Origin of the sequence: Moraxella marmotae (genome assembly GCF_042219885.1) — a bacterium.
Classification (GTDB): Bacteria; Pseudomonadota; Gammaproteobacteria; order Pseudomonadales; family Moraxellaceae; genus Moraxella; species Moraxella marmotae.
The window spans coordinates 1,089,571-1,103,758 of sequence record NZ_JBHJHR010000002.1 but is presented as its reverse complement, the minus strand read 5'-3'; the positions used below and the strand labels follow the sequence as shown (position 1 = coordinate 1,103,758).

General features: G+C 46.5%; 8 protein-coding genes. 2 read left to right on the top strand and 6 right to left on the bottom strand.

Going from position 1 to position 14,188, the window contains the following annotated elements; genetic code table 11:
• Positions 1 to 150 precede the first annotated feature (150 nt).
• Both ppx and ACFBZI_RS05190 read right to left on the bottom strand, forming a co-directional pair.
• Positions 151 to 1,713 carry an exopolyphosphatase gene (gene ppx / locus ACFBZI_RS05195; protein ID WP_375715349.1) on the bottom strand — a complete coding sequence of 521 codons (1,563 nt, stop codon included), beginning with the start codon at positions 1,711 to 1,713 and terminating at the stop codon, positions 151 to 153.
• A 464-nt stretch (positions 1,714 to 2,177) separates the two neighbouring features.
• On the bottom strand, positions 2,178 to 3,365 hold the full coding sequence (locus tag ACFBZI_RS05190; protein ID WP_375715348.1) for an RluA family pseudouridine synthase: 1,188 nt from the start codon (positions 3,363 to 3,365) through the stop codon (positions 2,178 to 2,180).
• 790 nt (positions 3,366 to 4,155) lie between these two features.
• Between ACFBZI_RS05190 and ACFBZI_RS05185 the strand changes: the two genes are divergently transcribed.
• Entirely contained in the window at positions 4,156 to 7,935 is a 3,780-nt protein-coding gene (locus ACFBZI_RS05185) for an Rne/Rng family ribonuclease (protein WP_375715347.1), read from the top strand.
• 138 nt (positions 7,936 to 8,073) lie between these two features.
• Here ACFBZI_RS05185 and ACFBZI_RS05180 read toward each other — a convergent pair whose 3' ends face one another.
• The 4 genes from ACFBZI_RS05180 to ACFBZI_RS05165 form a co-directional block, all read right to left on the bottom strand.
• A complete protein-coding gene (locus ACFBZI_RS05180) occupies positions 8,074 to 8,919 on the bottom strand; it encodes an N-acetylmuramoyl-L-alanine amidase (RefSeq protein WP_375715346.1) in 846 nt (281 codons plus the stop codon).
• 291 nt (positions 8,920 to 9,210) lie between these two features.
• Positions 9,211 to 11,376: a malate synthase G gene (locus ACFBZI_RS05175; RefSeq protein ID WP_375715345.1), complete on the bottom strand. Its 2,166-nt coding sequence runs from the start codon at positions 11,374 to 11,376 to the stop codon at positions 9,211 to 9,213.
• Positions 11,377 to 11,542: 166 nt separating this feature from the next.
• Complete coding sequence (locus ACFBZI_RS05170) at positions 11,543 to 13,141, bottom strand: isocitrate lyase (protein ID WP_375715344.1); 1,599 nt, start codon at positions 13,139 to 13,141, stop codon at positions 11,543 to 11,545.
• A 24-nt stretch (positions 13,142 to 13,165) separates the two neighbouring features.
• A complete protein-coding gene (locus tag ACFBZI_RS05165; RefSeq protein ID WP_375715343.1) occupies positions 13,166 to 13,300 on the bottom strand; it encodes a hypothetical protein in 135 nt (44 codons plus the stop codon).
• A gap of 271 nt (positions 13,301 to 13,571) precedes the next feature.
• Here ACFBZI_RS05165 and ACFBZI_RS05160 point away from each other — a divergent pair, with 271 nt between their 5' ends.
• Positions 13,572 to 14,051 carry a chorismate--pyruvate lyase family protein gene (locus tag ACFBZI_RS05160; RefSeq protein WP_375715342.1) on the top strand — a complete coding sequence of 160 codons (480 nt, stop codon included), beginning with the start codon at positions 13,572 to 13,574 and terminating at the stop codon, positions 14,049 to 14,051.
• Positions 14,052 to 14,188: the final 137 nt, after the last annotated feature.

Genomic DNA, 14,188 nt, shown 5'->3' with positions numbered 1-14,188 from the left:
TTGCCATAATTTGGGCATGATTACGGCATGATTGCGACATTGTAAACCGATGATTTGTCAAGACAATTTGACCAAACCAAGCGTTTTAAATTAACAAGCCAAATTGACACGCTGAATTAATAGGCAAATCAGCAAATCAATTTTGTTCATTTAAGCCTGATGGCTTAGCACTTCTAACACAACGCCCCATTTGGCAAATTGTGGTGCGTCCAGCTCAAGCTGGCTGGCAATCAGCTCTTCGTGCAAGCCAAAACCCACCGACACCTGCCAGTGATTTGGCTTGATAATGTGCAAATCAATCGCCGCCGCCTTGGTTGTGCGGCTTTGGCTTGACTGTGCCGCTAGGCGTAAAATCAGGCACAGATATGCCAATTTGCGACCGCCCAGAGCTTCAACTTGCTCTAGCGAATCGGCTTTTAGCTTGCGGCGATGGTGCAGCACAATCTGTGCCATCATCGCCTGTCCCATCTGCGAAAAACCAGCAATGTCCGAATGCTCAAGCAAATAAGCACTGTGGCGTTGGTAATTACTATGACCGACCGCCAGACCGATTTCGTATAAATTCGCCGCTCGTCTTAATAAATCGGCGTCTTCGCTACGAAAACCCAACGCATCTTTGGCATGATCAAACAAGCGTGCCGCACGCACCATCACACGCCCTGCCTGCTTGACATCGACCGAATACCGCTCCGCCAGTGCCGCCACGCTGCGATCACGCACATCTTCTGAATTTAGACGGCCAAGCATATCATACATCACGCCTTCTCTTAACGCACCGTCTGAATAGCCCAGCTCGTCAATCTCCAGCGTCTGCATGATGGCAAGCAATTCTGCCACGCCAGCAGGAAAGACCGCTTGGCGATGAGCTTTAACCCCTTCAAAATCAATCTTATCCACAGAGCCAAGCTTAATCAGATGCTTTTTGAGTTTTTGCATGCCTGCCAAGGTGATGCTCTCACCGTCAAAGCCCAACTCAGACAACACCAAGCGAGCCGCTTTAATCGTGCCACTTGAGCCGATGGCGTTATCCCAGCCGACTTTTTTATAACGCTTGGCGATGGCAAGCAGCTCCGCCTGTGTGTATTTGGCGGCGGCGGCAAAGGCTTGCTCGGTGATTTTGCCATCAGCAAAGAATTTTTTGGTATAAGATACGCAGCCCATTTGCAAAGATTCCATCTCAATCGGCTCAAAACCTTGACCGATGATAAACTCCGTTGAGCCACCACCGATGTCAATCACCAAGCGAGTGTCGGTACTGGCGTTGGAGTGCGACACACCCAAATAAATCAAGCGTGCTTCTTCACGGCCAGCGATAATCTCAATCGGCTTGGGCAAGATGGCATTGGCACGGCGGATAAATTCTTGGGCATTGACCGCTTTTCTAAGGGCATTGGTCGCCACGATACGCAAGCGAGTTGGGTGTATCTCGGTGATGTGCTGGGCAAAGCGATTTAGGCACTCAATCCCCCGCACCATCGCTTCTTCAGACAGCATATTATGCTCATCAAGTCCTGCTGCCAGCTGCACCTTTTCGGAGATGGACGCCACTTTACGCACTTCGCCATGATCCAAGCGAGCAATCGCCAAATGAAAGCTGTTTGAACCCAAATCAATCGCCCCCAACAACTCATCTCGCCCAATGGCGGCGGCGTCATTGACGGCATTGGCAATCTGTTGGTGGCGTTTGGTGGTGTCTGGAAAGGTTGGCTGCATCGCAAATCCTTAAATTTGTTCTTATCAAATTGATAATAAAATCAAAACAATCTTGGTATTTTGGTTTGGCGTTTTGATTTGGCATTGTTATCCAAAGTTTTGTTATCTTTAATCAATTTAATCAATTTAATCAATTAAACCCTTTAATCAATCCAATATCTTAAATCAATAAAAACAACAATCCAATAACCCAAAATACCGCCGATCTAAAACTTGTTTACTTTACGAAAATCCACGCAATTTGTCTATTGAATTTTGGTTACAATTTGCCAAGTTGTCGTTTGGTCAAATGTCATTTAATTGACAACCATTTTGCAAACATTGTCCAATTCATCAATATTGCCAAAGTTATAAATATTTTTCAAATGCTCTCAAATATTGTCAAATTTATAAAACTCAAATTTATCAACATTGTCAAACTAGCGAATTGTCAGTAAATTGTCATTAAATTTACCAATCATCATTTAATCATCGGCTTGACCAATCAATTTAAGCACATCGGCAGGCAATAAATCCGCCATATCATCAGGCAATTTTGCCACAAATTTTTGAGCCACAACATCGTCATGACTTGGCACAAAAATTTGCCAAGCGTGCAAACACAGCCGTTTGATGCCTTTTTGTTCTGCTTCGCTCGCCTGCACGCTGCTTTGGTATTTGTCATCGGCCACAAGTGGGTGGCCGATACTCGCCATATGCACCCGAATCTGATGCGTGCGACCTGTCAGCGGACTGGCACGAACTAGGCTTGCCGCCATGCCATCTATCTCAAAGCGTGCCAGCACTCGTATTTGCGTTTGGCTAGGTTTGCCTGCCTGATCAACCTTGACACGGCGTTCGCCATTGGCAAGCGTGTACTTAAGCAGCGGCTTGTCAATCAGCTCACGATCCGACTTGACAAAGCCATGCACCAAGCACAGATAATCTTTATTGATGGTTTTATCACGAAAATGTGCCTGCAACTGCTTGAGCGTGCTGCGTTTTTTGGCAATCAATAATAAGCCTGAAGTGTCCTTATCAATGCGGTGAATCAGCTCAAGATATTTTTTGCCGCTGGCCACTCGCATCGCTTCAATCACCCCAAAACTTTCGCCGCTGCCGCCATGCACCGCCATGCCGTGCGGCTTGTTTAGCACCAACAAGCCTTCATTTTCAAAGACAATGCGTGCCATCAAACCCTTGGCAAAAGTCTGGCTAACCACTGGCTCATCACGCACACTCAGGCGAATCGGTGCAATCCGCACGACATCGCCAGCTGCCAGTTTGTCATGGGCTTTACAGCGTTTGCCGTTAATGCGAATCTCATCGCTGCGAATCAATTTGTACAAATGCGAGCGTGGCAGACCTTTTAGCCTAGCTAACAAAAAGTTATCAATCCGCTGTCCGTCTTGATTGCTCGTTACCGTCAAATAATTGACCTTGGCAAATTCGCTGATGGCGACATCGGCAGATTGCTTGGCGGCGACTGGCTGCGTTTTTGACGACTTTGGCGGTCGGCGGTCTGATTTGGCAGCTGCATTTTGGGCAGTTTGGACGGATTTTTGGCCAAAAAAACGGTTCGAAATCGGATTTTTGGGTTTTTTTTGTAAATTTTTCATAGTTTTGGCATTTTTTTGTAGGCGTTTGGCAAAAGTTTTGGTATAGTTTAGCATGTTGCAAACAGATACAGGGTAATTTTTGTGTTAATGACAAAAATTTGCCCAAAATAGCCAATCCCAAACCGATTTTTATGACGCTTGGGCTGATTTTTGACAAAACCCAAACGGCTCAACATGCAAAAATAAGGTCTTTTTTGGCGTGATTGATAATAACTGATGATAAAAACCCAAAATTTGGGCGAAATTTATCAGGATTTTGCCATATGTTTTGTCCTATGATTTGTTATTTTATCTAATCAAATTATCCAATCAAGCCGCCCTTTTTTGGTCATTGATGATTTTGTCGATTGGTCGCCATTGGTATTGCAACCGCCAAAATATGATTTTTAAGTTTTTTATAAACTTTTTAGCTTTATAAAAATTTTTAGCAAAATTTTATACGCAACTTCGGTATTGATGCCGCACAAGATTTTTGCCAGACGCTTAACTGACTGAGTCGTTTTACTTATGGGTCATTTTAATAAAATGCCTTAAAATTTGCGTTACTGGCACGATTTTGGGAACTACTGGTTCAAAAGCACAAGACAGACTCTGCTTTTGCAAAGCAATCCCCAGTAAAGCCCAAAAATAAGTATTGAGTTTTTTAAAAAATCGGTGCAAGCGATTTTTAGTGGTTAATTTTTAGCGGTTATCTGTCATCAGTATGCACAGATGCCTTGCCATAACCAAAAACAGCCCAAGCCACAACTCACCAGACGGCAAGATTGTGGACGCTGATACATAAATCTTCGCAAAATAAATACCGATGTTGCTTAACTGGGGCAGCTGCCCATTAAGGAACATCATGAAACGCATTTTAATTAACGCCACTCACAACGAAGAAATTCGTGTCGCCTTGTGCAAAGACAATCATTTATACGATTTTGACCTAGAAAATCGCACTCGTGAACAAAAAAAGGCAAACATTTACAAAGGGCATATCACTCGTATTGAGCCATCGCTAGAAGCGGCATTTGTCGAATATGGCTCACAACGTCAAGGCTTTTTGCCCTTGCGAGAAATTGCCAGCGAATATCTACACGGCAACGCTCGAGAAGACAGCATCAAGCAGCTACTCAAAGAAGGCGATGAAGTCATCGTCCAAGTCGAAAAAGAAGAGCGTGGCAACAAAGGGGCGGCACTGTCCACTTACATTTCACTGGCAGGTCGCTATCTGGTGCTGATGCCAAATAATGCCAAAGCTGGCGGCATCAGTCGCCAAATCTCAGGCAAAGTCCGAGAAGAAATGAAGCAAATCATCGCAGGCCTAAACCTGCCAAAAGGCATGAGCGTCATCGTCCGCACAGCAGGACTGGGCAAAGGTGCTGAAGATTTGCAAAATGATTTGGATCATTTGCTAGACATTTGGAAATCTATCCAAGAGCAAAACAAAAACCACCCAAGCCCTTGCTTGGTGCATCAAGAAGCTGGCGTGGTAACTCGTGCGGTGCGTGATTATCTGCGTGATGATATCGGCGAAGTGTGGATCGATAGCGAAAACGCCTACAACGAAGCGGCGAATTTTATCAGTGCCGTCATGCCAGCTCAGATGAGCAAACTGCGTAAATATACCGATTATGAGCCGATGTTTGCTCGCTTTGGTATCGAACGCCAAATCGAAACCGCCTATCAGCGTGAAGTTCGCCTACCGTCTGGCGGCTCAATCGTCATCGACCAGACCGAAGCTTTGGTATCGATTGATATTAACTCATCAAAATCCACCAAAGGCTCAGATGTCGCCGAGACCGCTTATCATACCAATTTGGAAGCCGCTGACGAAATCGCTCGCCAGTTACGCCTACGAGACATGGGCGGCTTGATTGTCATTGACTTTATTGATATGAGCGATGCACGCCATCAAAAAGATGTCGAAAAGCGTCTGGTCGAAGCCACACGCCACGACCGTGCCAGAGTGCAATTTGCCGAGATTAGCAAATTTGGTCTAATGGAGATGAGTCGCCAACGCCTACGCCCAAGCCTAGAAGAAGCCACAGGCTATATTTGCCCACGCTGTCATGGCAACGGCATGATTCGTGATTTGCGTTCATTGTCCTTATCCATCATGCGTCAAATTGAGCAAATCGCTCTCAAAGAACGCATGGGCGAAATCCAAGCCGAAGTACCGACCGACATCGCTGCTTTCTTATTGAACGAAAAGCGTGAAAGTCTGGTATATCTGGAACAAGACAGCGGCGCACGCATTACCATTTTGCCGCACGCTCATCTAGAAAGTCCGAATTTTAGCTTGCATTTTAATCCGGACGGCTTTGCCCCATCGAGCTATGAACGCATCGCCGACACCGAAGAAAAAGAAAACATCGACCGTGGCTATGAAGTCAATTGGCAAACGGACAACGAAAAACAGGACAACAGCCACAGCCGCTGGCATAAGGCAGATGGTAAATCAACCGCCAAGCCAAACAAGGCAGCCAGTGAGCCACAAAGCACGCCTGCCAAAGCAGAGCCGCAAGCGGTGGCATGGCTATCAAATCTATTTGCCCCAAAACCCCAAGCCAAACTGGCTGGTAGCCTAGGCACTGCCGATGCCGCTTCAGCAATCGAAGCACTGGCCAATGGCGGCGGTGTCAGTCTAGGTGCGTCAGGCAATATTAACACTGCCGAAACTGTGAGCAGCGAAACCACATCACGCCCACAAAGCGAAGACAAGCGTCATAAAAAATCTCGCCACACCAAAAAAGAAGTTGGTGAAGAGAACAACATGCCAGCCCAAGAAGAAAAACACGAGAAAAAAACCAAAAAAGACACGCCAAAAGAATCTTATCCAAAGCGTGAAGCTGGCGTACGCCGTGAATCTCGCGGCGAGATTGTCCGTGGCGAAACACTGAGCAAAGTCAGCGATAAAGCCGATAAGAGCGAAAAAACTGACAGAGCTGATAAAGCCGTCCGTCAAGAAGCTGTCCGTCAAGAAAAAGCCAAAGACAAAGCCGACAAACCAGCTCGCCAGAAAGCCACCAATCCTGATGAGATTGTGCTGCACATCAGTAGCACCAAAGAGCCAGAAGTCGGCACACAAATCGTGCATCTGTCGCTTGATGACAGTAAACCCAAAAAAGCCAAGGCAGAAGAACCGAAGGCCAGCAAACACAGCACGGCCGATGATAGCAAAGCAGATGACCGTAGCGATGCCGCTGATGCCATCGCCAAGCAGCTGCCAACAGCCGATGCGGATTTGACCAAAGCTGATCAAGCTGATTTGGCTCATGCTGATTTGACTAAAAACACCGATGCTGCTACCGATACTCCTGTCGCTACCGTCAAAGCCGATGAGTTGCCAGCACAGCCGACCGACAGCTTGACAGTAAAAACCGTGGCAAATGCCGAGCCAACCACCACCGCAGTGACTCCTGCTATCAGCCCCGATTTGGCGGCAAAAATTGAACAGCTTGCCAAGTCGATGAATAAGGCGGTCAATGACCCCCGTGTGGTACAAATGGCAATGCAAGCACCGACCCAGCCACTGACAGGCAGTGCGGGTGCTTTGATTGCACAAGTACTGGGCAATGCTGCCACTGGTAATTTTGTGGCGGATTTTATCAACGCCCTAAACCAATCACAATCGCCAGCTGCTGCTTTTGATTTTGCCAATTTTGGTTATTCACCACTGGACGCAGCGGCAAAATCAGAGTTTGATAAGCAAATCCAAGCAGTCGCCCAGACTTCTGCACCGCAAGGCAAAACCAATGTCGAGCCACGCCCTGTGGCACGCCGTGCCAGCAACGACCCCCGTGGTCAGCACCCTGACTATGTGGATACAGTCAATCACACGGCAGCCGCAACCGCACCGATGGCGACAGATTTGCCATTGATCAATACGGTGGCTGACACGCCAGTGGCTGAAGTTGCCGACACTGTCAATGTAGATGCAGTTAGCGAAACTGCCAAGCCTGCCCAAGACACAGCAGACGCCACTAGCCTGACCGCCGAAGTGGTCAATTTGGTGGACGATTTGGTGGATAACGGCATTGCCAATTTGGACGAACAAACCAAAAACCTAGGCACAGCCGTGGAGAACTTGGCTCATGATGCCATCGATGTTGCGGTACTGACCGCCGAGCAAATCTCGGACAGCATCAGCGACACCGTCAGCGAAACCATTGACAATGTCGCCACCATTGTATCAGCCGCTGCCGAGTTTTTGACCACTGATGACACTGGCAGCAACGCTGGCGATACTGACAACAAAGACACTGCCCCAACTGTCAGCGATGACACACCAGCAGATGCCAATCAAGCAGCAACGGCTGAACCCAAAAACAGCGAGTCCAAAAGCAAAAAAGGCGGACAAATCAAAGAAATCACCGCCGAACAAAAGACAGAGAAAAAGTCCAAAGCCAACAGCTATAAGGACATGATCGAAAATGTCGCAGGACAGCTGCAGCCACAAATTGGTATCTTAAACCTGATGACCACCAAGACCCCAAAAACCCCCAAAACGCCGAAAACTCGCGCACCACGAAAGCCGAGCAAAAAGCCAACCAAGGTCGAAGTGCGTAAAATCAGCAAAACTGCCGAAGTCGCCACCAGCGACACCACAGCAACCAATGACACCGATGGCAAAAACTAAACATCGGCACAAAAACCAATAAACAAAACGCCACAAGCTTTTGGTTTGTGGCGTTTTGTTGTATTTTGATCAAGGTTTAACCAAGATTTACTTAAGATTTAACCAAGTATTGACTGGATATTTACCGATTGGGCGGAATCAGTTGGCAGATGGGCGGTATTTTTTATTTAACGCTTGTAAAATTGCCAAAGTTTCAGCGTCCATCACGCCTGTTGGGTTGTCTGGGCGAAAATGCAGTTGAAATGCATACACCACATCTTGGCTGGCTTTATCCCATTCGCCATTATCGTTAATCTGATAGCCGTAATGGCGTAATTGTGCCTTGATGCTTGGGATATTTGCAGTATCCAAGTCGGCATCTGTCAGCTTATCCAAAAAGTCAGCTTTATCCGTCTCGTCATACCATGCACCGATGCCATAATTGCGATACAGGTATTCCCAAGGGAATTTGGCACCGGGGTCAATCTTGCGTGATGGTGCAATGTCTGAATGCCCCACGATATTTTCTGGAGCGATGTCGTATTTGTCCGATAATGATCGCAACAGCTGGGCAAGTTGCCGAATTTGCTCATCACCATACGCCACATACGCCTGATTTGGCAAATAACCACGATGACCCCGATAGGCAGACGCCACACCGTCATTGACAATCTCAATGCCGATTGAGATGTCATTTAACGATGATTTGCCACGAAAATGGCTCACGCCTGCGTGCCAAGCCTTTTTGCCATCATCGACCAGCTGATACACACGCACCGTGTCGCCTGATGAAATCAGATAATGGCTACTCACTTCGCCTTGCGTCAGTACCGCCAGTGAATTTGCGTCATTTTCGGCAGTATAATGCAAAACAAGGTACTCGATACGCTGTGATTGCCCTTGGGCGTAATGGCTTTTGTCAATGAACAAGCCATGAGTTGTGCAGCCTGCAATGGGCAGCACCGCCAGCAGGCAAACGGACAGTAATTTTTTAAATCGTTTCATCGTTTCATCGGTTCAAAGGTTTTAGGGTTAAATTTGTTCATCGTCATTATAAGCCATTATCGCCCAAAATTCAGATGAATTTGCCGATTTGCCGATTTGCCGATTTGCCGATTTGCCGATTTGCCGATTTGCCGATTTGCCGATTTGCCGATTTGCCGATTTGCCGAACAAATTTAATCAAACTTAGGTAAATGAAGCAAAAAGCAAACCCAAAAAACTACCCTTTGACTCAAAAAAACACCCCAAAATCAGCAGACTTTGGGGTGTTTGTTTGGTTTTATTGGTGAATCATCAGTCACCAGTATAGCCTTTTAGCTTTAGGCGAGCGGCGTGCAGCAACGGCTCAGTATAGCCTGATGGCTGACTTGCCCCCTTAAAGATTAGGTCGGCTGCGGCATTAAAGGCGATATTATTGTCAAAATCCGCCGCCATCGGACGATAAGCTGGGTCAGACGCATTTTGTTCATCAACCACTTTTGCCATGCGTTTTAGCACTTCCCAAACTTGGCTTTCGCTCACGATGCCATGAGCCAGCCAGTTGGCGACATGCTGGCTTGAGATACGCAAAGTTGCACGGTCTTCCATCAAGCCGACATTGTTAATATCAGGCACTTTTGAGCAGCCCACGCCCAAATCTACCCAACGCACCACATAGCCTAGGATACCTTGGCAGTTGTTTTCAAGCTCACGAGTTTTGTCTTCATCACTCCAGTTAGTATCTGTTGCCAAAGGAATGGTCAGCAGATCATCAAGCGATGGCACAGCTTGGGCTTGTAGTGTCGCTTGACGCTCGGCGACATTGCATTGATGATAGTGAATGGCGTGAATGACCGCACCTGATGGACTTGGTACCCAAGCACAGCTTGCCCCTGCTTGTGGGTGTTCGATTTTGCTCTTATACATATCAGCAAGCTCGTCAGGTTTTGGCCACATGCCTTTACCGATTTGGGCTTTGCCAAGCAGACCAGATTTTAGGCCGATGGACACATTGCGTCCTTCATAAGCATTAAACCAAGTCTGACCTTTGATTTCGCCTTTACGGACAAACGCCCCTGCTTTCATGGCAGTGTGAATCTCGTCCCCAGTTCTGTCCATAAAGCCTGTGTTAATAAAGATGGTGCGATCTTTGGCTTGAGCGATACAATTTTTTAGGTTGGCAGAAGTGCGGCGTTCTTCGTCCATGATACCCACTTTTAGGCACTTGGCAGGCAGTCCTAGCAGTTTTTCGGCACGCTCAAATAATTCAACAGCAAATGCCACTTCGTCAGAGCCGTGCATTTTTGGCTTAACGATATACATCGAGCCTGTGCGTGAGTTTCTTAGCGTGTTTTTACCTTGCAAATCCACCACAGTCAATAGCGGTGTAATCACGCCGTCCATGATGCCTTCGAACACTTCTTCGCCATCAACCAAAATCGCAGGGTTAGTCATCAAATGCCCCACATTGCGAAGTAGCATCACCGAGCGGCCGTGTAGCGTCTGCGTGTTGCCTGCCAAATCGGTATAGCTGCGGTCTTCGTTTAGGCGGCGAGTGATGGTTTTGCCATTTTTTTCCATCACTTCGGTCAAATCGCCCTTCATTAAGCCCAGCCAGTTGCGGTAGCCTTCCACTTTTTCTTCGGCATCAACCGCCGCTACTGAATCTTCCAGATCTTGAATGGTGGTAACTGCCGCTTCTAGGATAACATCTTTAACGCCAGCTTTGTCAGTTTGACCGATTGGGCTGGTTGCATCAATCTCAATGATGGCATGCAAGCCATTGTTTTTTAGGACAATTTGCTCTGGTTTATCGGCATCGCCATTAAAACCTGCCAACTGCTCTGGCTTGGCAAGCGTGGTTTGGTTATCGCCAATGGTTGCTGCCAATTTGCCATCTGCAATCGCATAAGCAGTAACTTGGCTGTGCGAGCCGTCCGCCAATGGGAAAGTTTCGTCAAGGAAATTTTTGGCAAATTCAATCACCTTAGCACCACGCACAGGGTTGTAGCCCTTGCCTTTTTCGGCGCCGTTCGTTTCTGCAATCACATCAAAGCCGTACAAGGCATCATACAGCGAACCCCAGCGAGCGTTGGCAGCGTTTAGGCAATAGCGAGCGTTACGCACTGGCACGACCAGCTGCGCCCCTGCAATGGTGGCAATTTCATCATCGACATTTTCGGTACTGATGCTAAAATCCGCCACTTCTGGCTCAAGATAGCCGATTTGGCTCAAAAACGCCTTATAAGCGTCCAAATCATAAGCATTGTCGGTATGCCATTGGTCAATCTGTGCTTGCAATTGCTCACGGCGAGCGAGCAATGCCTTGTTTTTTGGGGTCAAATCTTTGATAATCGCTTCAAAACCCGCCCAAAAATCATCACTGGACACGCCTGATAGCGGCAAGGCTTCTTTTTCAATAAAATCAAATAAAATCTGATCAATCGCCAAGCTGCCTTTGGTAATACGAGTAGTTGCCATATTTTTATCCTTAAAAAATCAATGAGTTATCAATCAGTTGGTGAGTTTTTTTTGGTCAATTTATTTGTTGAAATCACAAATTTTTATCGCCAAAATAGCAAAGCGGTGCTTTAACTGGTCAAACCAATCAAAACACCGCCTGCTGTTTTAACAACCAAGTGGGGAATTAGCCGCCAAATTGGTTCATGGTGTTCTTGCTGGCATCACCTGCTTTTAGGGCATTTTCACCAGAGAAGATTTCTTTGTGATCATCACCGATGTCAGAACCTGCCATGGCTTGGTGCTTAACGCAAGCGATACCGCCACGGATTTCTTTGCGTTGTACGCCAGCGACATAGGCAAGCATGCCTTCTTCACCAAAGTAGCCTTTTGCCAATTCGTGCGTAGAAAGGGCTGCAGTGTGGTAAGTTGGCAAGGTGATTAGGTGATGGAATACACCCGCTTCACGAGCAGCGTCAGCTTGGAATGTGCGGATTTTTTCGTCAGCATCACGAGCCAATTCGCTGTCATCATATTGAGCGTCCATCAGCTTAGCACGGTCATAGCCTGAAACATCTTTACCTTCAGCGACCCAGCGGTCATAGGCTTGTTGGCGGAAGTTGATGGTCCAGTTGAATGATGGTGAGTTGTTATAAACCAGTTTTGCGTTTGGCACTTGTTTTTTGATGTCATTAACAAAACTTGCGATACCTGCAACATCTGGCGTTGGAGTTTCGATCCAGATCATGTCTGCACCATTTTGTAGTGAAGTAACGCAGTCTAGTACCACACGGTCATGCTGAGTGCCTTCACGGAACTGATACAGACCTGATGGCAGACGAGTTGGGCGATGCAATTTGCCATCACGCTTGATTAGGATTTCGTCTTCTTTGGCTTCAGAGATGTCAATTTCGGTGGTTTCTAGGTAGCTGATGTACTTAGATGCCAAGTCGCCCGGTTCACGAGATACTGGGATTTTTTGGGTAAGGTCAGCACCTTCAGAGTCGGTACGAGCCACGATAACACCGTCGTCCACGCCAAGCTCCAAGAACGCATAACGAACAGCGTTAATCTTCGCTAGGAAGTCTTCGTGCGGTACAGTAACTTTACCTGCTTGGTGGCCGCATTGCTTAGCGTCAGACACTTGGTTTTCGATTTGGATTGCACAAGCACCTGCTTCGATCATTTGCTTGGTCAATAGATAAGTGGCTTCTTCGTTACCAAAACCTGCATCGATGTCAGCAATGATTGGCACAACATGCGTTTCAAAGTTGTCGATTTGTGCTTCGATTTCTTTAACTTTGGCAGCGTCGCCAGCTTGCTCGGCTTTTTGTAAGGCACGGAACAAATCGTTTAGCTCTTTGGCATCAGCTTGGCGTAAGAAAGTATAGATTTCTTCGATAAGCTTAGGCACAGCGGTTTTTTCGTGCATTGATTGGTCAGGCAATGGACCAAATTCAGAGCGAAGTGCAGCAACCATCCAGCCTGATAGGTAGATGTAGCGTTTGTTGGTAGTGCCGAAGTATTTTTTGTTGGCAATCATTTTTTGCTGAGCGATAAAGCCATGCCAGCAGCCCAATGATTGAGTGTATTTGCTGTTGTCAGCATCGTATTCTGCCATATCACGACGCATAATCGCAGCGGTGTATTTGGCAATATCAAGACCGGTTTTAAAGCGGTTTTGGACAATCATGCGTGCAGCATCTTCTGGGCGAATTGCGTCCCAAGTACCGCCCAATTTTTCCTTAACATTACGAACATGTTCTAGCGCTGATTGATAAGTCATGGCTAACTCCTTTTTAATTAACTTTTAAGACATCGAAACATAACACACTGGATCAATGCCGCACCGAAGTGCTGACAGGTGGTCAAGCAGGCGATGATTGGGGTATTTTCCTAGTGCATTCACCATCTTGACCGTTGTTACAGAATACTCAAAATTCACCAATTTATCCAATAGCCTGCACCAATGTTCACCATTTTTAAAATAAATGACTAATTTTTTTCCATTAAATTATCAAATAAATCAGCCGATAAAATGGCTCAATGATGATTTTTAAGGGATTTTTTGAGTTGTCTATCGGTATTTTAGTTATTTAATAAATTAGATTTTATAAATAATAACAGAGAATTTTGTAACAATTTGGCTGTAAAAGATCCGTTTTATGCTAAAATTGCACACCTGTACCAGATTTTGCCGATGGGTTTTGTTTTTAATGTCCAAAAATTTTCCACACCACTTGCCAAAACTTGCCAAAGTGCTGTCGCAAACAGGCTCTTTGACCGCATTGTTGGAGCAGCAAGCTGGCAAACCGCTGCAAGTGCAAGTACTGTCCGAAGGCTTACGCCCCTTGACACACCAACAAAAATCCCTGCTTGGCTTGCCGCCAAAAATGCACTTAGCGTGGGTGCGTACCGTGCGGCTGTATGGCAGCGATGATGATGCTTGGGTGCTTGCCAATAGCGTTTTTCCGTTATCGGCGTTGGTTGGTAGGCTTAAGCGGCTCAAATTTTTGGGCAAAACGCCCATCGGTTATGTGCTGTTTCGCCAATATCGCACCTTGCCTTATGAACGCAGCTTTTATCAAAACGATACTGGCAATTATGGGCGACGCACCGTTTATGCCGTTGATGGGCATAAGATTTTGATTGATGAGCAATTTTTGCCAAGTTTTGTGGCACGCCTAGCTGATTAGCCGACCAAAATCGCAAACGAACTGTAAATCGGTAAAATCCGCTGACTGAATTTGGCGATGGTTTGCTTGAATTTTTCTCATTGAAAAACTTGCCTTGCCCCTAGTGTACCCTTGGCAAATATGCTACACTAAACACG